We start from the raw sequence: 21620 nt of genomic DNA on the forward strand, positions 1-21620 counted from the left end.
GGATCGGGTTGAAGGCCAGCCGTCACGACCGAGCCAGCGCGTCCTGCAGGAAGCTTACGCAGGCGCGCACTTTGGCTGAGCTGCGTAGTCGCTCGGGATATACCGCCCAGATGTTTGCTTCCTGGCCATAATCGGGAAGAACGCGTACCAGCCTGCCATCGCGAAGCATCGCATTTACCTGCCACGTCGAGCGCAGCACGATGCCCAATCCCTCCATCGCCCACTGCACGGCAATTTCACCGTGGTTGGTCGACATCGGCCCGGTAACCTTTACGGTCTCGCGCCCGGCACTCCCTTCCAGCCGCCACACGCCGAACGGATGATCGCGCTCGCGGATCACCACGCAGTCGTGCGCAACGAGCTCGGCCAGCGTGCGCGGCGTGCCACGTCGCTGCAGGTATTCCGGAGACGCACACAGCACGCGCTGGTTTGAAGCCAGCCGCGTTGCGACGAACTGCGGCGCGATCTCATCGCCGATCCGCACGTCCAGGTCAAAGCCTTCGTCGGCGATGTCGATCAGGTGATCGAACAGCTCCAGCCGCACCGCCAGTTCCGGATGCGCCGATGCCATGCGCGCCAGCGCGGGCGCGACCACCTGCCGCCCGAAGCCGAAGCTGCTGCTGACCCGCAACACGCCGCGCGGCAGGGCAGGGCTGGCAGCCACCGACTCGACCAGGCTGTCCATGTCATCCAGCACACGCTGCGCCCAGCCGAACACGCGCTCGCCTTCTTCGGTGATGCTCACCTTGCGCGTCGTGCGATGCAGCAGCTTGGTGCCGAGCGTGGCTTCCAGCAGCCCGATGCGCTTGGTCACATAGGCGGGGGATACGCCCAGTTCCAACGCGGCAGCACGAAAGCTGGCGCGGCGGGCGACGATGACGAAGACGCGAAGGTCATCGATGGGCGGGATGTTGTTCACGAAATGGGCACGATCAAACCACGGTTGCGCCAATAGTAATGCGATCCGTGAATGCCTAGCATCGGGAACACCCCTTTTCCCTGCGAGACCCCCATGACCCAGACCTTCAAGATTGCCGTCATCCCTGGCGATGGTATTGGCCAAGAGGTCATGCCCGAGGGCCTGCGTGTGCTGGAAGCCGCTGCACGCCGCTTCCAGCTGGACCTGGAGTTCACCCACATCGACTGGGCCAGCTGCGATTACTACCAGCAGCACGGTCAGATGATGCCCGGCGACTGGAAAACGCAGTTGCAAGGCATGGATGCGATCTTCTTTGGCGCGGTCGGCTGGCCTGACTTAGTGCCGGACCACGTCTCGTTGTGGGGATCGCTGCTGAAATTCCGTCGCGAATTCGACCAGTACATCAACCTGCGCCCGGTGCGTTTGTTCGAAGGTGTGCCGTGCCCGCTGGCAGGGCGCAAGCCGGGTGATATCGACTTCCTGGTGGTGCGCGAAAACACCGAAGGCGAGTACACCAACCTGGGCGGCATCATGTACGCCGGCACCGAGCGCGAGATCGTCATCCAGGAAACGGTGATGAGCCGCCACGGGGCCGACCGCGTGCTGAAGTACGCCTATGAACTGGCGCAGTCGCGTGCGCGCCGCCACCTGACCGTGGCGACCAAGAGCAATGGCATCGCCATCAGCATGCCGTGGTGGGATGGCCGTGCGGATGCGGTAGGGGCGGCCTATCCAGAGGTCACCGTCGACAAGCAGCATATCGACATCCTCACCGCGCGCTTCGTACTGCAGCCGCAGCGCTTCGACGTGGTGGTAGCGAGCAACCTGTTCGGCGACATTCTGTCCGACTTGGGCCCAGCCTGCACCGGCACGATCGGCCTGGCGCCATCGGCCAACCTCAATCCGGAGCGTGATTTCCCATCCTTGTTCGAGCCCGTACATGGCTCGGCACCGGATATCTTCGGGCAGGGTATCGCCAACCCGATCGCGATGATCTGGTCGGGCGCGCTGATGCTGAAGTTCCTCGGTTGCGAGGAGGCGCACGACGCCATCATGGCGGCGATTGAAGGCGTGCTGGCGCAGGGGCCGTTGACGCCGGATCTGGGCGGCAAGGCGACGACGGCGCAGCTGGGTGAGGCGGTGGCAAGGGCAGTGGCAGGCCAGCGCGAAGCGGCTTCCAGCTGCTGAGTCGTCGGCGTGTCAGCGTCGTGTGCGCGGGCCCCCACGCCGAGCCCTTGCGGACCCGACTGCAGGGCCTGCGCCGTTCTACGCCGCGTTCAGTGTGCGTGAAAATGTGACAGAAAGCACGCCTTCACGACTGTCTAAATCGCTTAACAGGTCTCCCGGTATGCTCCATGCACCCGCGCGCCGCCGTAGGCGCGCGAACGACCGATCAGGAGGATCCGTTGTCTCAATCACGCTCTCTCGCGCTGCTGGCGCTCTCGCTGGGCCTGGCCCTTACCGCGTGCAAACCCACCGAGCCGACGACGCCGGCAGGAACACAGCCGGCTACCCCGGCACCGGCCACTACTGCGGCAACCACCGCACCCACTGCGCCGGCTGATGCGGCCACGCAGTGCCCGCATGCCGACTTCAATACCTTCCTGGCGCATTTCGGCAACGACATCGCCCTGCAGGAGAAGTCCGTCGCCGACCCGCTGCTCACCGAATCCATCGATGCCAACGCCCAGCCCGAGCCGGCCAAGGTGACCAGGCAGGTGCCATTGGCGGAGGTGGAGTGGCCGGTGATTCCGGACCCGGCGGCGCTGTCGCGCCAAGGCCGCGAACTGCAGGTCACACCGCAGGCCGATGGCAGCGTGCAGGTGCTCATCCGCAAGCCGAACACCAGCGACCAGCAGATCTATACGTTCGCGCAGAAGCCGTGCTGGCAGCTGCAGAGCGTGGACGATCAATCGATCTGATGCCATTGGCGGCAGGGCCTGCTGACAGGCCCTGTCGCCGCTTCCCGGAGCACGACGCATGACGTCAAAGTTTGTCGCCCCTGCCCTGATGCTTTTGTTGGCCGCCTGCAGCGATCCGGCGGCTGAACCGTCCACGCCGGCCGCACCGGCTGCGGCGGCCAACCCGCCTGCAGGTGCCACCGCTGCTCCCCCGGCGGCACCCGCCACGGCTTCCACGACCCCCTCCACCCAGCAGGACGACACAGGAATGCACATCGAATGCCAGGGAACCCGCCTGACCGTGGCGGGGCTGCCTGACCAGGGCAATGACGCCTCGCCGCAGACGCGGCTGGATATCGAAAAGGACGGCCAGCGCCGCACCTTGGACAAGCCGGCCGAGATGACCGATTACACCGCCGTGGGCCTGGCCTGCGTGCAGGACAAGGACAACACGCCGTATTTCGTCGTGCAGTACGGCGAGCTGCCGTTCGGTTGCCAGTTCTGCGAATGGTTCTACCTGTATGACGCCGACGGCAAGCAGCTGACCCACAGCACCCCACCGCTCCGTGGCGAGGCGCCCTCGCAGGAACCCAACAACGACGAGTACGAGCAGTGGTTGGCCAAGCTCGGCGTGACCCATCCGGAGGTGACCTACTTCAAGCCCTGAAAGTGATAGGAAGCACGCTGCACCGTTTCACCTGGAGCAACACCCCTTAAGGAAATTCCCTTTTTCATAGAATGGATCGCACCGCTATGCCTGACATCTACCAGAACATGATCCAGCCCCGCGGGGCCGGATACCGCAGTGATCAGATAAAACCCTATAGCCACTACCGCGAGCCTATCGATCAGACCGATGGCCGCTTGCACGGTGAATCGCGCCGTTGGGGCGATGCCTCGCCGGAAGTGCAGTCACGCGTGATCGATACGCTGATTGAGTCTTCCCGCGAAGCCGGGCTTTCCCCGCGCGAGACCGCGCATGTGCTGGCCATCGCCCGCGTCGAATCCGGCTTCAATCCGGATGCTGCCGCCGGCACCACGTCCGCCTCCGGGCTGGGCCAGTTCATCGATGGCACTGGTAACGCCTACCAGCTCAACAACGGCAACCGCTTCGATGTGGAAGCGCAGTCTGATGCGCTGGTGCAGCACTTCATCGACAACCGCCAGCTGGCCCAGCGTCGCGGCCAGGGCGAGGAGTACATCTACAAGTACCACCACGATGGCCCGACCCGTGATTACGGTGGCCTGGGGCTGGCCGAAAGCAAGGTGATGCCGCGCCTTGCCGAGTACGAGCAGTTCGTCAAGGAGCGCCTGGCGCAGTCGCAGGGTCAGTCGCAGGGCCAGAGCCAGTCGCAGACGCAGGCTTCGCCGGCGCAGACCGTGGGCGCGGCCGCCGCCGTGGCCGGTGGCGCAGTGGCTGGCGTTGCTGCCGCGCAGGCAGCGCAGCAGCAGACGGGATCGTTCCAGCACACCATGCAGGTGATGCTGCCGCCCCAGAACGGGGTCAAGCCGCACATCACCGGGCATTACGGTGAGGAACGCGGTGCCAAGGACCACGGCGGCACCGACTTCAACTATGTCGGTGGCCAGACCGGGGTCAATCGGCAGCATCCCACGATCAACGCGCCGATCTCGGGCAAGGTGACCTTCGCCGGTGGCAGCTACGGCACGGTGAAGATCCTGGATGCGCAGGGCAACTCGCACGAGATCCTGCACATGAACAACGTGCAGGTGAAGGAAGGCCAGACCATCCAGGCCGGCCAGCCGATCGGCACGATGGGGGGACGCGGCCCGAATGGTGCCGATCAGTACGCCCAGCACGTGCACTACCAACTGAAGGACCCGGCCGGAAGGCTGCAGAGCCCGGAAGCGTTCTGGGACCAGCGCCGCGTGCAGGACGGTGCCGCAGCCGGACAGGGACGCGCCGAGGAGGCCTCATCGGTGCTGCGCCACGGCGCACGCAGCGAAGAAGTGGCCAAGCTGCAGCAGGAGCTGAACCGTCAGGGCATCCGCGATGCCAACGGCAACCGGCTGGCCGAGGACGGCCGTTTCGGCGACCACACGCGCGATGCGGTGACTGCCTACCAGCAGGCCAATGGCCTGAAGGCCGATGGCATTGCCGGGCCGCAGACGCTGGGTCGTCTGGGTGAGAGTCGGCAGCCCACGCACGGGCATTCGCATGAGGCGCCGGTACGTGGACCGCAGCTGGGCGAAGCCGGGCATGCGGACACCCCGTTGCATGCGGCGATCCGTGGCCAGCTGCCGTCAGCGGTGTCCAACGACATGGCCGCGCACATCACCCACATGGCCAAGCAGGCGGGCATCGACAGCCCGGAGAAGCTGCAGGGCGTTGCGGTGCAGGATGGCAAGGCGTTCGTGATGGGCACCACGCCGGGCTTCCGCGCGATGGTGGACATGAGCCAGCCGGCGCCTGCCGCCGAACAGACCAGTGCCACGCTGCTGGGCGAGCGGATGAGTGCCCAGGTGCAGCAGGGCCAGGAAGAGCAACAGCGCGCTGCGGTGGCGATGCGCTGAGGCGCGATTCCACCGGTGGGAGTCTGGTGGGAATCCGGTGGGTGACGACCGTTGGTCGTCACCCACCGAAGCAAGCTGCTCGCCCACCGAAGCAGGGCGGCCCACCTACCGCTATGTCACTCGGCCGGGGACTGCGGCTTTTCCATCGCGGCGACCACCTGTTCGAGTGCATCAAGCTTCTCGCGCGTGCGCAGCAGCACCGCGCGCTGTACGTCGAACTCCTCCCGGGTGACCAGGTCCAGCTTGGACAGGCCGGCCTGCAGGGCGCTCTTGAAGGTGGACTGCAGCTCTTCGCGCGATTGGCGCAGGCCCGGCGGCACCAGGTCGCTGAGGCGGCGGGCGAGGTCATCCAGCTGGTTGAGGTCGATCATGGGGGCTCCTGGGGCTGCCGCGTGGCCGCCACCACAGGCGGGCGCCACGTGCATTACGAATGAGGGATGCCAAGGATACTCTCGCCACTGCAGGCGCACAGGCGCTATCCTCGCGGCCGAGTACAGGAGGATCCACGATGAAGATGGTCATGGCGGTGATCAAGCCGTTCAAGCTCGATGACGTGCGCGAAGCGCTGGCCGAGCGCGGGGTCACCGGGATCACGGTGACCGAGGTGAAAGGCTTCGGGCGGCAGAAGGGCCACACCGAGCTGTACCGCGGCGCCGAATACGTGGTGGACTTCCTGCCCAAGGTGAAGCTGGAAGTCGCCGTTACCGACGATCAGGTGGAGAGCGTGGTCGAATCGATCGTCAAGGCGGCCGGCACCGGCAAGATCGGCGACGGCAAGGTATTCGTGTACGAGCTGGGCAGCGTGGTGCGCATCCGTACTGGCGAACTGGACGCAGACGCGCTGTAACGCCCGCTGATCGGTAGCGCCGAGCCGTGCTCTGTCTGGTAGCGCCGAGCCATGCTCGGCGGGCGCAGCAGCGCGTCAGCAGTCCGCCGAGCAGGGCTCGGCGCTACCTAACCAACCCGTTTTGCCCACGCGTAGACGCGCTTCCAGCCCTGGCGGATGGCGGCCACCCAGCCCGGGTCGGCCACGCGCGCGGCCAGCGCGTCGCTGGGCCGCTGGCCGGTCAGGCGCTGGCGCATCTTCACCAGGTTCTTCAGGTCGCTGCGGCTCAGCTGGCGGCTGATCGGGTTACGCCGCAGCCAGCGCGGCGTGCGCCAGGCCGAGGTGAAATCCAGCAGCACCGGCACCCCTCCACTGACCACCACGTTGGTGCCATGCAGGTCGTTGTGGGTGATGCCGGCGGCATGCAGGCGGTCCAGCGCCTGCTGCAGTTGTTCGAACACCTCACCGCCCACCGCCTGCGCGGTACTCAGGGTCTCCCCGGGAATGAACTCCATGCCCAGCGCGAGGCCGCCGATGGTGCCCAGCAGGGCGGGCGCATGTTTCCAGCCGTTCAGGCGCTGCAACATGTGGGCTTCGTGATGCACCAGCACGCGCGCGAGCAGGGACAGCGGCGTGCCCCGATAGCGCGTGTAGTCCTTCACCACGGCCGGCTGTCCGTCCATGCAGGTGCGATAGACGTCCGGTTCGAGGAAACGTTCGCCGCGCTTGAGCAGCAGCGGCATCGCGGCGTCGTCGCCGCAGATCGGAGAGGGGGAAGTAACAGGGGTGTCCATGACGTTCTCTGACAGCCCGGTGGGTGGCGCAGAGCGTCAAGCGAACCGGTGGAAGGGCATTAGCGGAGGCGCTAATTTTAGTACCCGCCAGTTCTCTATTGAATAATTGTGACGGGTTCGGCAGCGCAACAGTGCGTCATACCACTCGGACAATCTTGTCTCATTTGTTTTTTGTTCGTTATCCATCAACAGGTTGCGCCTTGGGCGGCGGTCGCTTCAAACCAAACCGGACATGAATGCGGACGTGGCAGTCACCCGTGCAACGCTGCCAACGCCCTACGGCGCTTGACCGGCGTCGCCCAGCTGCCGACCATTGCGCGTTCCCTGCGCGCCTGGTCGGACCGCCTGGTCGGCACGTCCCCCGTCCCCGTGCGTTACCGGCGCGGCTGCATGCGCGCCCGTTTCCTGCCCACCTGCGTCCGGCCCCCGCCGGAGGAATCATCAATGATCAAGATCGTGCTGGCCGTGCTGTTCATCGCCTGCGTGTTGTACATCCATTATCGCGGCAAGGTCCGCGCGCGCTGGTCGCGCCAGTTGCTGGACCACTCCAGCTTCATGGCGCCGATCAACGTGGTCATGTATCTGTTTTCGAAGGTGCCGACCACGCCGTTCCTGGATCCGGGCAAGGAGTTCCCGCAGTTGGAACCGCTGCGGCAGAACTGGACCGTGATCCGCGACGAGGCGCTGGCGTTGCGCGATGCGCAGAAGATCGCCGCCTCCAGCAGCTTCAACGATGCCGGCTTCAATTCGTTCTTCCGCCGTGGTTGGAAGCGCTTCTACCTGCGCTGGTACGGCCCGTCGCATCCATCGGCCAAGCAGTTCTGCCCGCAGACCGTGGCGCTGATCGAGTCGATCCCGGACGTGCGCGCGGCGATGTTCGCCCAGCTTCCGCCGGGCAGCGAGCTGCGCCCGCACCGCGATCCGTTCGCCGGTTCGCTGCGGCTGCACCTGGGGCTGAGCACACCCAACGATGACCGCTGCTACATCGAGGTGGATGGCGTGCGGAAGAGCTGGCGCGATGGCGAATGGATGATGTTCGACGAGACCTACATCCACCACGCGCACAACGAGACCGAGCAGGACCGCGTGATCCTGTTCTGCGATATCGCCCGTCCGCTGCGTTTCGGCCTGCCTGGCCTGTTCAACCGGGCGGTGGCGTCCACGCTGCTGGCCGGTGGCGCCTCGCCGAACCTGCCGGGCGACCCGACCGGTGGGGTGAACAAGGCGTTCGGCGGCGTCTACAAGGTGCGGCTGAAGGCCAAGGCGCTGCGTGCGCGCAGTGCGTTCGCCTACCACGCGATCAAGTGGGGTCTGGTGGTGGCGGTCATCGCGGGCATCTGGGCGATCTGACGCTGGCTGGTCCGGGCCGGGCTAGATGTCCAGCTCCAGCTGCGTTCCACGGCAACCGGACACACAGGGCAGCATCAGTGATGAATGCTGTCGTTCGTGCTCGCTCAGGATGCCATCGCGGTGGTCGACCTCGCCGCTGACCACCCGGGTGGCGCAGCTGCCGCAGACGCCTTGGTGGCAGCCATTGGGAATGGCGACGCCGCTGCGCAGCAGGAAGTCCAACAGGCTTCCCTGGCCATCGTGATGGAGCCGCGTGCGCGAGCGAGCCAGCACCACGTCGTAGCCCCTGGGGGGCAGGCTGCCGGGCAGGCGCGAAGAAGCGCTGAAGCGTTCCACATGGGTACGCGTGATGCCAAGCCGCCTACAGGCCAGCCCAAACGCGTCGAGCATCGGCCCCGGCCCACAGCAGTAGAAATGCGTAGCAGGCGGATGCGCCGCGAGCAGTGGCAGCAGATCGGGCGGGCCCCCACATTCATCGTCGAACAGGCAGGTGAGCGCGTTTCCCAACGGGGTGAGGTCCTGCAGGAAGACCGCGTCCTGCCGCGAACGCGCGCTGTAGTACAGATGCAGCGGACGCTGCCGTGCGGCAAGATGCCGGGCCATGCACAGCAGCGGGGTAATGCCGATGCCGCCGGCGATGAGCACGCTGTTTTCTGCCGGCTCATGCAACGGGAACGCATTGCGCGGCAATGAGGCCTGCAGGGAATCGCCCTCGCGCAGTTGCGTATGCAGGTAGTGCGATCCGCCCCGTCCCTCGGCAGCCAGCAGGATGCCCAACTGGTAACAGCGGGCATGCTCAGGCGCATTCATCAGCGAATAGCTGCGCACCCGCGCATCCGGAAGCGCCAGGTCGACATGCGCGCCCGCAGTGAATCCTGCCAGCGGAAGGGCGGTGGCGGGAACGAGCTCGATTACGATGACGCGGCTGCTGCGACGCTGCAGGCGGTTCACGAACGTGGATTGCCACGCGGCCTGCGGTAATGCCGTGGTGGTGTCGGAAAGGGGGGCGTTCACGGGACACCCTTCAGCGTGTTTGAGGCATCACGGCCTGGAGCGCTGGACATTTCCGCGCAGGCGAGCAACACGCACCCTGCGATGATGGCGGCGGCCTGAGCTGCGTCGGAAGGTGAAAGGCGTGACGGCGCAATGCGCAGGCACCGGTCGCGGGCATCGGTGCCGCTGCAGTGGGTTGTTCCCGCCGGCAGGATCGCCACGCCGGCCTCAGCGGCCAGGCGGACGACGCGGCGGGCGCAACCGGGCGGTACCCAGAGGGTGATGAAATAGCCGCCGGATGGCCGGCTCCAGTGCACGTCCTGCAGCGCTGAAAGCCGCCGCGCGAAAACCTTCAGGACCTGCGCGAACCGCTGCTGGAGCATGTGGCCGTGCTGCTGCATGTGGCGGGAAACCCCGGCTGCGTCGCCGAAGAAACGCAGATGCCGCACCTGGTTCACCTTGTCCGGCCCGATGGTGCACGCCCGCTGCGCCGCCAGCCACCAGTCCAGCAGGCGCGCACTGCCTCCCAACAGGGCAATACCGGCGCCGGGGATGGTCATCTTCGAGGTGGAACCGAACAGCAGCGCGCGATCCGGATTGCCGGCCGTCGCGCAGGCGTCGTACAGGCCGGGCGGCGCCGACGCCTGCGGAGCGAAGTCATGGACGGCATAGGCGTTGTCGCAGAACAGCGTGAAGTCCGCTGCTGCTGTCTTCATCGTTGCCAGCCGGCGCAGCACCTCCTCGCTATAGGTGGCACCGCAGGGGTTGGAGTGCCGTGGCACGCACCACATCCCCCGGATCAGCGGATCCTGGGCCACCTGTCTCTCCACCTGGTCCATGTCAGGACCATCGACGCCCATCGGTACCGGCACCATCGCAATGCCATGGTCGCGGCAGATGGCGAAATGGCGGTCGTACCCCGGAACCGGGCAGAGGAAGCGGATTTGCCTGGCCGCTGCCCACGGGGCGTGGCCGGGCAGGCCAGTACGCCACGCCAACCCGATGGCGGCGTGCATCAGCGCCAGGCTGCTGTTGCCGCCCACTGCGGCCTGAGCGGCCGGCACGCCGAGCAGCAACGGTGCGAGCAGGGCCCGTAGCTGGGGAATTCCCTGTTGGCCGCCGTAGTTGAGCCAGTCCTGGCCGTCCTCGCTGTCAAACGGCGCCGGCCCCGGCAGCGATAACATCGCGTGCGACAGCGCGATCTGCTCGGCAGAGGGCAGCCCACGGGTCATGTCCACCGCCAACGGGGCGTCCCGGCAGGCGGCATGCCATGCCTGCAGTTCTCCGAGGTCATCGGAGGGAAGGGCGGGGCCGGTCATCTCAGCCGACTCCCAGCAGCAAGGCCGCCGCGTAGAGTGCGGTGCAGGCCATCAGGGGGCGGAACACACTGCGCAGCCATAACGCCAGGCCGCCCGCGAGGATGACGATTGCCAGCTTCAACAGCGCGTCGGCATCGTGCAGATGCGCCACAGGCCGCGTAAAGAAGGATTCGCCGAACAGGGCCAGGTAGATCACGCTGCCCATCACCGCCGAGGCCGCATGCTGCAGCAACCGGACCACCGGGCTTTCCGAGGAGAGGGTCAGTCGCCGGAACACCAGCAGCGGGATGGAACGCATGAGGTAGGACGCGGCGGCAGCGGTGCCGATCAGGAGCCAGCCGTTCATGGCGCAGCCCTCTGTGAGCGGTTATCCATCGCACATAGCAGAACGGCAATGCCGATCGGAACCACCAGCACATGCAGGCTTCCCAGTAGCCCGCCTATCAACGGAGTGAGCACGAAGCCGGCCACGGTCGCCTGCAGTGCCCGGTTTCCACCGGCAGCGTGGCAGGCCAGCGCGGTGAAGTGCACCGGCAGGATGATCGTGACGAGTTGCGCTACCAGCGCTGACGGGGTCGCGCCGATGAGGTGGCCGGCTGCGGTGGCCGCGATGGCGCAGCCCAGCGTCGTGGTGCCGCACCCGAGGTAGTAGGCGTACACATCGCCGGGCCCTTTGCCGCATCGGCTGGAAAGCGTGAAGGTGGAAATGGACAGCAGTTGTGCCGACAGCAGCGACCGCCCCAGGCTGACATGCTGGAACTGCTCGGCGAGCACCGAGGACATGATGACGAAGCGGAAATTGACCAGCACCGTGGCCGCCAGCAGGGCGACCAGCCCCAGCGTGTCCGACTGCTGGACGATCAGGGCCTGCAGTGGGGCGGCGTGGACGGTCAGGGTCATGACGGTAGCCTGCAACAGTGAAAATCCCGCTTTGCTGGCCAGCGCGCCGATCGAGGAAAACAGGAATCCGAAGGTAAGGCAGACGGGCAGGGAGTCGCGGCACCCCTGCAGGAAGCTGCTGCGCGCGGCTGGCGAGGCATTCATTCCACGCCTCCCTGATCGCCAACAGGGGGGCGCAACCCATTGAGCAGTTTCACGCTTTCGGCGAGCGTGCCGCCACGGGTCTCAAACCCCACCACGCCCCGCCAGCGCGCGGCTGAGATGGCGGCTACCAGCGCACCGAAGGGCAAGTTGCCGGCGCCCAACGGCAAGTGCGCGTCGCGATCCTGGTTGTTGTCACTGAAGGACATGCCGACGGTGCGAGGGTGGAAGCGCCGGAACATCGCCACCGGGTCGCCGCCGTTGACGTAGGCGTGGGACACATCGAAGAAAAGATGCAGGCCGGGGACCTGTTCCAGCACCGTGGCGATTTCATCGGGGGTGGTGCAGATGTAATAGAACGGATGGAAGCGCGTGTAGTTGCACAGGTTTTCCAGCCAGATCTGCACGCCGCGCGGTGCGGCATAGGCAACCAGTGCGCGGAGGTTGGCGATCAGCTGGTGCAGCCCCGCCTGGCGCACGTCGGCAACCAGCCGTGGTTCCACCACCCCGCCGCCATGCACGATCAGTGGCGCGCCGCTCAGCCGGCTGCAGATATCGACTTCGCGGCACGCATAGTGCAGCGCGGCGGTAGCCAGCGCCGGGACGTCGCTGCCGAGCGGAGATTTGAAATTGCCGTGGTAGATCGGCCGCATGCCGGTCTGCTGCATCAGATCCAGCAGTGTTTCCAGGCGCTCTGGTGGGAAATCTTCCGGGCGTTCGCCGTGCAGGCTTCCGTCCACGTACCAGTGGCTGTAACCCTGTTGCAAGGCGCGCGCGAGGCCCGACTCGGCGTCCAGGTAGTCCTGCTGGGCGGCCGCGGCCATGAAGTCCGGCCATGACGCGGCGGAAGAAGGGGGGAACGCTGCGTAATCGGAAACCGGGCTGCCCATGGTCGACGCTCGCTGCAGGATGTGCAGCTACTCTGCGCGGGGCAGAACGCGTCGTATGTCGGTCAATAACGTCCCAGGCGGTGGCGGTTTGCCGGTGTGCGCGGTAAGCGGGCTGCTGCTGCGATAGGGCCGAGGTCGCTCGGCCCTATCCACCCTCGATCCGATCAGCCCTTCAGCGCGGCCTGCACGAACGGCGGCGTCACCAGCACGCCGGTATGCAGCGCGGCGGTGTAATACAGCGTGTCAAAGCCCTTTGCAGCGGCGTCGGACTGGCGGAAATCAAACCCGCTTTCGCCCTTGCGCGCCAGCGTCACGCTCCACCAGCCCGTGGGGTAGCACGGCTGCGGGAACGGCAACGTCTTGAACGAACCGAAGCCGGCCTTGCCCATCTCGGCGCGCATTTCGTTGATCAGTTCCAGCTGCATCAGCGGCGATTCGGACTGCTGCACCAGGATGCCGTCGTCCTTCAGGGCCTTGAAGCAGCTCTCGTAGAAGGCCTTGTTGAACAAGCCTTCGCCAGGGCCGACCGGGTCGGTCGAATCGACGATCACCACGTCCACGCTGCCGGCCGGGCAGTTGGCCATGTAGGCCACGCCGTCGTCGAACATCAGTTCGGCGCGCGGGTCATCGTTGGAATCGCACAGTTCCGGGAAGTGCTTGCGCGCCATCACCGTGACCTGCTCGTCGATATCGCACTGGGTCACGCTCTCCACGTTCTTGTGCTTGAGCACCTCGCGCAGGGTGCCGCAGTCACCGCCGCCGATGATGACCACGCGCTTGGGCGCGGCGTGGGTGAACAGCACCGGGTGGCTGATCATCTCGTGGTAGAAGAAGTTGTCCTTGCTGGTCAACATGATGGCGCCATCGATGGTCATCAGGTTGCCCCAGTCGGTGGTCTGGAAGATCTCGATCTTCTGGAACGGCGACTGCACTTCGTCCAGCTTGCCGGTGATGCGATAGCCGATGGCCGAGCCAGTGCGCTCGAAGTGTTCGATATACCAGTTGCTGTTGTCAGTCATGGAGGAGCAATCCTTTTCGGAGGATGGGACGCCGGGCTGGCGGAAGCGGGGCCGCAGGGCGGCCCGCCCGTTCAGGTCCAGGCAGCGACCACGGGCGCGGGCGCGCATGATAACGAACCCTTCGTCGATCAGGGGTTATCATGCACCCCCTTTTTTACCAACCAGGCCGACTTCAATGACCGATTGGTCCCTCGACCAAGCCCGCAAGACCTACTCGATCCCGCATTGGGCGGACGGTTACTTCGACGTGGATCAGGCCGGGCACATGGTGGTGAGGCCGACCGGGGCCGATGGCCCGGTGGTTTCGCTGCCCGACGTGGTCGATGCGGCGCGCGCCAACGGGGCCAAACTGCCCCTGCTGGTGCGCTTCCCGGACATCCTGGGCCAGCGCCTGGGCAAGCTGCAGGCCGCCTTCGCGCAGGCCCAGGCCGATTGGGAGTACCCGGGCGGCTACACCGCCGTGTACCCGATCAAGGTCAACCAGCATCGCGGCGTGGCCGGCACCCTGGCCAGCCACCACGGCGAAGGCTTCGGCCTGGAAGCAGGCAGCAAGCCGGAACTGATGGCCGTGCTGGCGCTGTCGCGCCCGGGCGGGCTGATCGTCTGCAATGGCTACAAGGACCGCGAGTACATCCGCCTGGCGCTGATCGGCCGCAAGCTGGGCCTGCAGACCTACATCGTCATCGAGAAGCCGTCCGAGCTGAAGCTGGTGCTGGAAGAATCCAAGGCGCTGGACGTGAAGCCGGGCCTGGGTGTGCGCATGCGGCTGGCCTCGCTGGGCGCGGGCAAGTGGCAGAACAGCGGCGGCGACAAGGCCAAGTTCGGCCTGTCCCCGCGCCAGCTGCTGGACCTGTGGAAGTCGCTGCGAGACACCGAATACGCCGACTGCCTGAGCCTGCTGCACTTCCACATGGGTTCGCAGATCTCCAACGTACGCGACATCGCCAACGGCATGCGCGAAGCCACCCGCTACTACGTGGAAATGTCGCAGCTTGGCGCGAAGATCACCCACGTCGACGTGGGCGGTGGCTTGGGCGTGGATTACGAAGGCACCCGTTCGCGCAGCTTCTGCTCGATCAATTACGGGCTCAATTCGTATGCCAGCAGCATCGTGCAGCCGCTGGCCGATGCCTGCAAGGAACACGGCTTGAAGCCGCCGCGCATCGTCACCGAGTGCGGCCGCGCGATGACCGCCCACCACGCGGTGCTGATCGCCAACGTGTCCGAGGTGGAACAGGCGATGGAAGGCCGCGTGCCGGACCAGCACGACGACGAGCCGGCATCGATCCGCCACCTGCGCGAGATCCATTCCGAACTGGGCCAGCGCCCGGCAATCGAGCTGTTCCAGGAAGCCCAGCATTTCCATGCCGAAGGCCTGTCCAGCTATGCGCTGGGCCAGATCGACCTGCCGCAGCGCGCGCGCATCGACGACCTGTTCTATGCCATCGCCCATGCCGTGCGTGCACGCCTGAGCTTCGACGAAAAGAGCCATCGGCCGGTGCTGGACGAGCTCAACGAGCGGCTGGTGGACAAGTACTTCGTCAACTTCAGCGTGTTCGAATCGATCCCGGACGTGTGGGCGATCGACCAGGTGTTCCCGATCGTGCCGATCGAGCGACTGGACGAGCAGCCGGACCGGCGCGGCATCATCGCCGACATGACCTGCGATTCGGACGGCATGGTGGAAACCTATGTCGGCAACGAGAGCCTGGACAGTTCGCTGCCGCTGCATGCGCTGCGTTCCGGTGAAAGTTACCGGATCGGGTTCTTCATGGTCGGTGCGTACCAGGAGATCCTGGGCGACATCCACAACCTGTTCGGCGATACCGATGCGGTGGAAGTCCGTGCCGGCGCGGAGGGCTATGCAATCACCCAGCAGCGCCGTGGTGACACCACCGATGTGATGCTGGACTACGTGGGCTACAGCCTGGCCGAACTGCGCGCGACCTACGCCGAGCGCGTGGCCGCAGCAGGTCTGACGGACGAACGCGCGAAGGAGTTGTCCGAGGCGTTGGAAGCCGGTTTGACCGGTTACACGTACCTGTCCGACGAACCGCTGATGTAAGCCGGATGTGGTGGGTGACGACCCTCTTCTGGTGGGTGACCACCCACCAGGCCAGCGGCCGTCACTACCGGTGGGTCAGCCCGCCGGCAGCCACAGGGTGGCGCGCAGGCCGGGTGAGGCGTTCTCCAGTTTCAGCTCGCCGCCATGACTGGCGGCGATGTCGCCGACGATTGCCAGGCCAAGGCCGCTGCTGTCTTCGCGCTGGTCCAGCCGCACGCCCCGCTGCAGCACGGTCTGCAGCTGTGATTCCTGCAGCCCTGGACCGTCATCGCGCACGTCGATGCGAAGCCGTTTCCCGTCCACCGAAGCACTGACCCGCACCTGCTGCATGGCCCACTTGCCGGCGTTGTCCAGCAGGTTGCCGAGCATTTCCTCCAGATCGGCGGCATCGCCGGCAAAGCGCAGTGCCGGATCGATGGTATCGCTGCTGAAGTGCACGCCGCGCCCACCGTGAACGCGGCCCATCAGGCGGCACAGCGACTGCACCACCGGGGCAACGTCGGCGCGCTGCCGGTGATCGACCGCCAGCCCTGCCGCCAGGTAGCGTTCGATGCTGGCCTGCATGTGCCCGCCCTGCGCGCGCACGGTCTGCTGCCAGTCGCCACCGGGATGTTCTGCTTCAGCGGCGAGCACGCTCAGCGGTGTCTTCAGCGCGTGGGCCAGGTCCTGTGCGCTGGTACGCGCCCGCGCCACCATGCGCTGGTGGTGGTCGAGCAGGGCATTGAGTTCCTCAGCCAGCGGCGCGATCTCCGTGCTCAAGCCGCGGGTATCCACCCGCTGGGCTTCGCCGCGGCGCACGCCTTCCACCTGTTGCCCCAGACGCCGCAGCGGGCGCAGGCCGAAGTGGATCTGGCTGGCCAGCACCGCCAGCCAGACGGCGACCAGCACCGCCAGGGCCAACGCGCTGCGTTGCCGGAACTGCGCCACCTGGGCCTGCAGGTCGCTGCGATCAAGCGCCACGAGAACCTGCAGCGGCGCCTGTGCGCGCGGCAGGCGGACTTCGCGGGCCAGCACGCGCAGCGGCTGCTGCAGCGGACCGGTGATGTCGGCGGCAATGCCCGCGCTGCTTGCGGCCGGCGCGGTGAGGCTTTCATCCCACAATGAGCGCGACTGCAGCAGGGGCGTGCCATCGGGCGCGCCGACCTGCCAGTACGCACCGGAGAACACCCGCTGGAAGCGGGCTTCGTTGGGTTCCTGGCGCAGCACCACGCGCCCGTCCGGATTGACTTCGGCCTGTGCCAGCACGGTCAGCAGGTCCTGCTCCAGCGCCGCATCCAGGCTGTCACGCGCGGCACGCTCGAACAGATGGCCAAGCAACGCGGTGGCCAGTGCGGTGACCAGCAGCAGGCCGAGCCCGCCCGCCAGCAGCAGCCGGTTGCGCAGCGAGGCGCGCTTCATGGTGCCGCCCTCATGCGGGTGCCGTCAGCCGCCAGCCCTGCCCGCGCACGGTCTGGATCAGGTCGACGTCCAGCTTGCGCCGCACCCGCCCGAGCAGCACGTCCAGGGCATTGGAATCGGGATCGAAGCCGCTGTCGAACACGTGCTCACCCAGCCGCTCACGGCTGATCACCGTATCCACGTGGTGGATGAAATAACCGAGCAGCCGGAATTCCTGCGGGCTGAGTGCCAGCTCGCTGCCGTGCAGGCTGAAGCGGCCCGCGTTGACGTCCAGCTGCAGCGGTCCGCACTGCAGGCGCGGAGTGGCATGGCCGGTGCTGCGGCGTATCAACGCGCGCAGGCGCAGCACCAGTTCGTCAGGCTGGAAGGGCTTGGTCAGGTAGTCGTCGGCACCGGCATCGAATCCGGCCAGTTTGTCGTGCCAGCGCCCGCGTGCAGTCAGCACCAGCACCGGGAAGGTGCGGCCATTGCCGCGCCAGCGTTCGATGATGCTCAGGCCATCCAGGCCCGGCAGGCCGAGGTCCACGATGGCCGCCTGGACGTCTTCGACCTGGCCATGTTCTTCGGCCGCACGGCCATCGGCGAAGGTATCCACCACAAAGCCGGCCTGCTCCAGCAGGGGCCGTAGGCGTTGCGCCAGGTCGTGGTCATCTTCGGCCAGCAGGATCCGCATCAATCGTCCAGTTCGGTCTTCAGCAGCTTGCCGTTGCGCGCATCATAATCCAGCTCCACCACCACGCCGTCGGCGCGCAGTATCTCGACTTCGTACACGGCATCGTCCAGTTCCACTTCCAGCAGCGTGCCGGGATGGCGCCGGATGGCATCGCGCACCACGTCTTCCAGCGGTACGTAGCGGCCCTGTTCCACGGCACGCCGTGCGGTCTGCTGGGCATGGTCGTCGCCTGCCGCCACCGGCATGGCGGGCAGCAGCGCGAGCGCGATCACGACAAGGGTTTTCAACGGATACATGCGCCTATCAATAGCGCAGTGGACTAACCGTTGGCTAACAGCCCGGGCTAGGTGGCTGTTAGGTGGGCTGGGCAGACTGTGTTGGCCGGACCCGCCGCGGTCCATCTTTCCGGAGAACACCATGAACAAGCTGTCCCTGATTGCCGGCGCCACCGTTGCCGCCCTGCTGGGTACCACCGTGGCGGTCACCGCCCATGCCGCACCGCTGGGCCTGGCCCAGGTGGAACAGAAGCTGCGCGACGCCGGCTACAGCCGCATCCACGAGATCGAAAAGGATGACGGGCTGTGGGAAGCCGACGTGACCCGCGACGATGGTCGCTTCCGCGAAGTGTATGTGGACCCGAAGACGGGCGAGATCTTCGACGAGTTCGATGGGCGCACCCAGCTGAACATCGACCAGCTGCTGGCCAAGGCCAAGGAGCAGGGCCTGACGGACATCCATTCGGTGGAGCGAGATGGTGCGACGTGGCAGCTGGAAGCACGCAACGCGCGCAACCAGAAGGTGGACGTGCGCCTGAGCGGGCATGATGGCCGCATCCTGGACAGCGAGCGCGACGGCTGGCTGGATTGATCCACGCGCCATCAGGCCCGGACCGGTAGCGCCGAGTCATGCTCGGCGAGCGCAGCGGTTGAACGCTGCTTACCAGCCGAACGGCGGCGGGCGATCCCAGTAGCCGGGGCCCGGACCATAGCCGCCGCCGAAGCCACCGCCATACGGGCCATCCCAGGGACCGAAGAAACCCGGTCCCTTGCCTTCGCTGACGTGGATGTTGACGTTGACCCCGCGGGTCTTGCCTTCGTCGGTGGTGTAGTTCTTGCTCAGGTTCAGCGTGGCCGCGTTGTAGTGGCTGTTGCCGTAGCCTTCGGAGTAGCCGATGCCGGTGCTGACACTTCCCGAAACGCGCAGCTTGTCATCGGTGACCTCGGCAATGCCGTTATCGCTGCCGCCACGTGCGCGGGGGCCGCTCTTGTCGCCGTAATAGGTGCCTGGGGCGTCCTGCTGGAAGCTGGGATCGTTGAGATAGCGCAGCGGTTCGCTGGGCACGGCCAAGTTCAGGCCGGTGGCCGACTGCGGGCCGGTTGCGCCGGCAGCGCTCTGCGCAAGCACCGCCGAGGGGGCGCAGGCCAGGCACAGCAGGATCAAGGGGCGGATCATGGCACGACGCTCCAGCAGCGGACGGGGCAGGGCACGCGGGCCCTCATGGCGACGCTAGCAGCTGCTGGTTGAATGATGCCTGTCGTTGCGCTTGCAGGGTAGCGCCGAGCCATCCTCGGCGGGCAACAAAGGCGCCGCTGCGCTCGCCGAGCGTGGCTCGGCGCTACCGGGCATCGTGCCGGGCGGGAAGACGTCATCGTGCCGGACGGCAGGACCGGCGTGGATTTAAGATCAGCGCTCCAGCCGTTCGAAGCCGAACAGCGATTGCAGCGGGTGGCGCCTGCGTTCGATGTTCGCGCGCAGCAGGCCTGCGCCGATCATCGAATAGGTGATCCCGTTGCCGCCGTAGGCCATCGCGAACTGGACGCGGGGCCCCCACTGCGCATGCGGCCCGAAGAAAGGCAGGCCGTCGGCGGTTTCAGCGAACGTGCCGCCCCATGCAAACGCCGATACCGGGTCCAGCGAGGGAAACCAGCGCTTCAGACCCTTCATCAATTTGTCCGCCTTGCCATCCACGCGGCGGTCGCGGCGTGCCGGGACATCCACCGCATCGTCCAGTCCGCCCAGCAACAGTCGACCATCGCCGGTGCTGCGCAGGTACAGATACGGCCGCGCGCTTTCCCAGACCATGGTGGTGGCCAGCGGCCCGAGTTCATCGGCGTGCAGTGGATCGGTGATCAAAGCGTAGCTGCTGCGGTTGCGCGCCACGCGCGTGTCCAGCCATCGCTGGTTGGCGTATCCCTGGGCCAGCACCACGTGCCCGGCGCGTACCTGCATTCCGTCTTCGGTCCGTGCGGTGACGCCGCGCGCGGTGGGCTGCAGTGAATGCAGCACGGTCCGGTCGTGCACCTGTCCGCCACGCCGCTTCACCCGCTCCAGCAGCCGGTAGGTCAGGCAGTAGGGGTCCACCCGGGCGGCCTGGCGGGTCAGCAGCGCACCATCACCATCCATCCCCATGCGCTCGCGCAGTGCACCGCGATCCAGCCAGCGCGCGTCCAGTCCGTGCTGGCGGCGTGCGGCGCCTTCGGCCTGCAACACCGGCACGTGGCGGGTCTTGCTGGCCACGTACACGCTGTCCATCTGCTTGAAGTCCACCCCGGACAGGCCGCGGGTGACGTGGCGCAGTTGCGGCAGCGCCTGCGCGCAGGCCTCGTAGGCCAATGCGGCATCGTCCTCGCCATACTGGCGCGCCAGGTCGATCAGATGGGTATCGATCTCGTACTGCAGCAGGGCCGTGCTCGCCGCCGTGCTGCCCCAGCCGATATCGCGCTGTTCGATCACCGTCACCCCGTGCCCATGAGCGGACAGTTCATCGGCGATCAGTGCGCCGGTGATGCCGCCGCCGACCACCAGCACATCGCAGTGCAGGTCGGCTTCAAGCGGAGGGAACGCCTGGATGAGCCCGTTGCGGACGGACCAGTACGGATAGCCGCTTTTAAGATCCATGGGGTCAGGCCGTCGGCTTGCCGGTGTGCGGGGTGTCGATCAGTTTGGACAGATCGAAGCCCTGCTGGCGGGCGCTGGCCAGATAATGGTCGCGAACGGTCTTGTCCAGGTGCGGGGTACGCGATAACAGCCACAGATACTGCCGGTCCGGACTGCCGACCAGCGACACGCTGTAATCCGGCGCGATCTGGATCACCCAGTAGTCGCCCTTGGTGAACGGCAGCCAGCGCAGGCCCTTGGGCAGGAAGCTGACCGCCAGCCGCGCGCTGTCGTTGTCCACGACGCTCGCCTCACCGATGGCTTCCTCGATCTCGCCGTCCATCCGGCAACGGTTGTGGACGCGGATGTTGCCGTTGTCCTGCAGGCTGTAATGCGCCGACACGTCGGTGCAGGCCTCCGGTTCGTGGCGCATCGGCAGCCGGGCGATTTCGTACCAGGTGCCGAGGTAGCGCGGCAGCTTGAGGTCGGGGACGGTTTTGAGGTCGTCGTGGGTGGTCATGTCGGTCTCGTCCCGGAAGCGGTAGGCCACCTTGCCGCGCCCGCCGCCACGGACAGGTGAAACCGTCTTGCCATGGCGTAGGCGCAACAGTGCGTAGCGGCCGGCGGGTTTATCGGGAAGATACGCCGGTCCATGCTGATGAACAGTGACAAGGAGCAATGCCGATGTACCAGGTGATCCTGTTGAAATCCGAATCCAGCTTCGTCCGCGCCAGCTGGGAGCAGGCCGAGGAGGTGGTCGAGCATGAGAGCGTGGCCTACACGCTGCGTGCCGGCCCCCGCCAGCCGCTGCCCACCGACCACGCCTGGGACCCGATCGTGGTGTATGCCCCGGAAGAGATTCCTGAAGAAGAATTCCAGGAGTGGTATGCCGCCCAGCAGCCGCAGGTGGAGGAGCTGCGCCTGAAGTACTGATCCGATCCCCACCCGCCACGTCGTATAGTCCGCGCAGGCGCGGTGGTCCGCGCATGCCGGTATCGTGTTTTGTCTCTTTCCAGCCTG

24 protein-coding genes are annotated in these 21620 nt (G+C 66.4%); 9 read left to right on the forward strand and 15 right to left on the reverse strand.

Translation table 11 applies throughout. From position 1 onward, the window contains the following. Positions 1 to 22: 22 nt before the first annotated feature. Positions 23 to 1063 carry a LysR family transcriptional regulator gene (locus ACI2JH_RS03320; protein ID WP_404735450.1) on the reverse strand — a complete coding sequence of 347 codons (1041 nt, stop codon included), beginning with the start codon at positions 1061 to 1063 and terminating at the stop codon, positions 23 to 25. 6 nt (positions 1064 to 1069) lie between these two features. Here ACI2JH_RS03320 and ACI2JH_RS03325 point away from each other — a divergent pair, with 6 nt between their 5' ends. The 4 genes from ACI2JH_RS03325 to ACI2JH_RS03340 all read left to right on the forward strand — a co-directional run bounded on the left by ACI2JH_RS03325 (position 1070) and on the right by ACI2JH_RS03340 (position 5355). After that, the gene (locus ACI2JH_RS03325) at positions 1070 to 2107 is read left to right on the forward strand and encodes a tartrate dehydrogenase (protein WP_404735451.1); all 1038 of its coding nucleotides are present in this window, start codon (positions 1070 to 1072) and stop codon (positions 2105 to 2107) included. A 218-nt stretch (positions 2108 to 2325) separates the two neighbouring features. Continuing rightward, complete coding sequence (locus ACI2JH_RS03330) at positions 2326 to 2841, forward strand: hypothetical protein (RefSeq protein ID WP_191771144.1); 516 nt, start codon at positions 2326 to 2328, stop codon at positions 2839 to 2841. 58 nt (positions 2842 to 2899) lie between these two features. Continuing rightward, entirely contained in the window at positions 2900 to 3487 is a 588-nt protein-coding gene (locus ACI2JH_RS03335; RefSeq protein WP_404735452.1) for a hypothetical protein, read from the forward strand. An 86-nt stretch (positions 3488 to 3573) separates the two neighbouring features. Continuing rightward, on the forward strand, positions 3574 to 5355 hold the full coding sequence (locus ACI2JH_RS03340) for a peptidoglycan-binding protein (protein WP_404735453.1): 1782 nt from the start codon (positions 3574 to 3576) through the stop codon (positions 5353 to 5355). A 116-nt stretch (positions 5356 to 5471) separates the two neighbouring features. Here ACI2JH_RS03340 and ACI2JH_RS03345 read toward each other — a convergent pair whose 3' ends face one another. After that, the gene (locus ACI2JH_RS03345) at positions 5472 to 5726 is read right to left on the reverse strand and encodes an accessory factor UbiK family protein (RefSeq protein ID WP_404735454.1); all 255 of its coding nucleotides are present in this window, start codon (positions 5724 to 5726) and stop codon (positions 5472 to 5474) included. Between the two features lie 137 nt (positions 5727 to 5863). Here ACI2JH_RS03345 and ACI2JH_RS03350 point away from each other — a divergent pair, with 137 nt between their 5' ends. Then, positions 5864 to 6202 carry a P-II family nitrogen regulator gene (locus ACI2JH_RS03350; protein WP_042613243.1) on the forward strand — a complete coding sequence of 113 codons (339 nt, stop codon included), beginning with the start codon at positions 5864 to 5866 and terminating at the stop codon, positions 6200 to 6202. A 107-nt stretch (positions 6203 to 6309) separates the two neighbouring features. Here the strand turns inward: ACI2JH_RS03350 and ACI2JH_RS03355 are convergent, their stop codons facing one another. Beyond that, positions 6310 to 6975, reverse strand: coding sequence for a kinase (locus ACI2JH_RS03355; protein ID WP_404735455.1), 666 nt, complete (start codon positions 6973 to 6975; stop codon positions 6310 to 6312). 444 nt (positions 6976 to 7419) lie between these two features. Between ACI2JH_RS03355 and ACI2JH_RS03360 the strand changes: the two genes are divergently transcribed. Then, on the forward strand, positions 7420 to 8325 hold the full coding sequence (locus ACI2JH_RS03360) for an aspartyl/asparaginyl beta-hydroxylase domain-containing protein (RefSeq protein ID WP_182656265.1): 906 nt from the start codon (positions 7420 to 7422) through the stop codon (positions 8323 to 8325). Between the two features lie 21 nt (positions 8326 to 8346). Here ACI2JH_RS03360 and ACI2JH_RS03365 read toward each other — a convergent pair whose 3' ends face one another. The 6 genes from ACI2JH_RS03365 to speE form a co-directional block, all read right to left on the reverse strand. Beyond that, positions 8347 to 9339 (reverse strand): PDR/VanB family oxidoreductase, encoded by a 993-nt coding sequence (locus tag ACI2JH_RS03365; RefSeq protein WP_404735456.1) that lies wholly within the window; start codon positions 9337 to 9339, stop codon positions 8347 to 8349. Then, positions 9336 to 10637, reverse strand: a complete 1302-nt coding sequence (locus ACI2JH_RS03370) for an aminotransferase class I/II-fold pyridoxal phosphate-dependent enzyme (RefSeq protein ID WP_404735457.1) — start codon at positions 10635 to 10637, stop codon at positions 9336 to 9338. Before ACI2JH_RS03370 ends, ACI2JH_RS03365 begins: the two co-directional genes overlap by 4 nt. A gap of 1 nt (position 10638) precedes the next feature. Further along, positions 10639 to 10983 (reverse strand): AzlD domain-containing protein, encoded by a 345-nt coding sequence (locus ACI2JH_RS03375; RefSeq protein WP_320505665.1) that lies wholly within the window; start codon positions 10981 to 10983, stop codon positions 10639 to 10641. Beyond that, positions 10980 to 11681 carry an AzlC family ABC transporter permease gene (locus ACI2JH_RS03380; protein WP_404735458.1) on the reverse strand — a complete coding sequence of 234 codons (702 nt, stop codon included), beginning with the start codon at positions 11679 to 11681 and terminating at the stop codon, positions 10980 to 10982. The genes ACI2JH_RS03375 and ACI2JH_RS03380 overlap by 4 nt, the downstream gene beginning before the upstream one ends. Continuing rightward, positions 11678 to 12502, reverse strand: a complete 825-nt coding sequence (locus ACI2JH_RS03385; RefSeq protein ID WP_404735459.1) for a sugar phosphate isomerase/epimerase family protein — start codon at positions 12500 to 12502, stop codon at positions 11678 to 11680. The genes ACI2JH_RS03380 and ACI2JH_RS03385 overlap by 4 nt, the downstream gene beginning before the upstream one ends. A gap of 230 nt (positions 12503 to 12732) precedes the next feature. Further along, entirely contained in the window at positions 12733 to 13587 is an 855-nt protein-coding gene (speE, locus tag ACI2JH_RS03390) for a polyamine aminopropyltransferase (protein ID WP_404735460.1), read from the reverse strand. 175 nt (positions 13588 to 13762) lie between these two features. On the opposite strand from speE, the gene speA reads away from it, so the two are divergent. Then, positions 13763 to 15652 (forward strand): arginine decarboxylase, encoded by a 1890-nt coding sequence (gene speA / locus ACI2JH_RS03395; RefSeq protein ID WP_404735461.1) that lies wholly within the window; start codon positions 13763 to 13765, stop codon positions 15650 to 15652. A gap of 75 nt (positions 15653 to 15727) precedes the next feature. On the opposite strand, the gene ACI2JH_RS03400 is transcribed toward speA, so the two are convergent. From ACI2JH_RS03400 to ACI2JH_RS03410, 3 genes are read right to left on the reverse strand one after another with little or no spacing between them, the layout of a single operon-like run. Further along, positions 15728 to 17050, reverse strand: a complete 1323-nt coding sequence (locus tag ACI2JH_RS03400; RefSeq protein ID WP_404735462.1) for a sensor histidine kinase — start codon at positions 17048 to 17050, stop codon at positions 15728 to 15730. Between the two features lie 10 nt (positions 17051 to 17060). Continuing rightward, complete coding sequence (locus tag ACI2JH_RS03405; protein ID WP_404735463.1) at positions 17061 to 17723, reverse strand: response regulator transcription factor; 663 nt, start codon at positions 17721 to 17723, stop codon at positions 17061 to 17063. Further along, the gene (locus ACI2JH_RS03410) at positions 17723 to 18019 is read right to left on the reverse strand and encodes a PepSY domain-containing protein (RefSeq protein WP_182656260.1); all 297 of its coding nucleotides are present in this window, start codon (positions 18017 to 18019) and stop codon (positions 17723 to 17725) included. The genes ACI2JH_RS03405 and ACI2JH_RS03410 overlap by 1 nt, the downstream gene beginning before the upstream one ends. A gap of 121 nt (positions 18020 to 18140) precedes the next feature. Between ACI2JH_RS03410 and ACI2JH_RS03415 the strand changes: the two genes are divergently transcribed. After that, positions 18141 to 18590 carry a PepSY domain-containing protein gene (locus tag ACI2JH_RS03415; RefSeq protein ID WP_349998662.1) on the forward strand — a complete coding sequence of 150 codons (450 nt, stop codon included), beginning with the start codon at positions 18141 to 18143 and terminating at the stop codon, positions 18588 to 18590. A gap of 69 nt (positions 18591 to 18659) precedes the next feature. On the opposite strand, the gene ACI2JH_RS03420 is transcribed toward ACI2JH_RS03415, so the two are convergent. The 3 genes from ACI2JH_RS03420 to ACI2JH_RS03430 form a co-directional block, all read right to left on the reverse strand. Next, positions 18660 to 19175, reverse strand: a complete 516-nt coding sequence (locus ACI2JH_RS03420; RefSeq protein ID WP_101099286.1) for a hypothetical protein — start codon at positions 19173 to 19175, stop codon at positions 18660 to 18662. Positions 19176 to 19406: 231 nt separating this feature from the next. Next, entirely contained in the window at positions 19407 to 20621 is a 1215-nt protein-coding gene (locus ACI2JH_RS03425; RefSeq protein WP_182656258.1) for an FAD-binding oxidoreductase, read from the reverse strand. 4 nt (positions 20622 to 20625) lie between these two features. After that, positions 20626 to 21120: a lipocalin family protein gene (locus tag ACI2JH_RS03430; protein WP_101099351.1), complete on the reverse strand. Its 495-nt coding sequence runs from the start codon at positions 21118 to 21120 to the stop codon at positions 20626 to 20628. 164 nt (positions 21121 to 21284) lie between these two features. Between ACI2JH_RS03430 and ACI2JH_RS03435 the strand changes: the two genes are divergently transcribed. Continuing rightward, positions 21285 to 21533, forward strand: coding sequence for a hypothetical protein (locus ACI2JH_RS03435; RefSeq protein WP_404735464.1), 249 nt, complete (start codon positions 21285 to 21287; stop codon positions 21531 to 21533). The last annotated feature ends 87 nt before the right edge of the window (positions 21534 to 21620 follow it).

Source organism: Stenotrophomonas sp. NPDC078853 (genome assembly GCF_044901215.1).
Taxonomy (GTDB): domain Bacteria; phylum Pseudomonadota; class Gammaproteobacteria; order Xanthomonadales; family Xanthomonadaceae; genus Stenotrophomonas; species Stenotrophomonas lacuserhaii.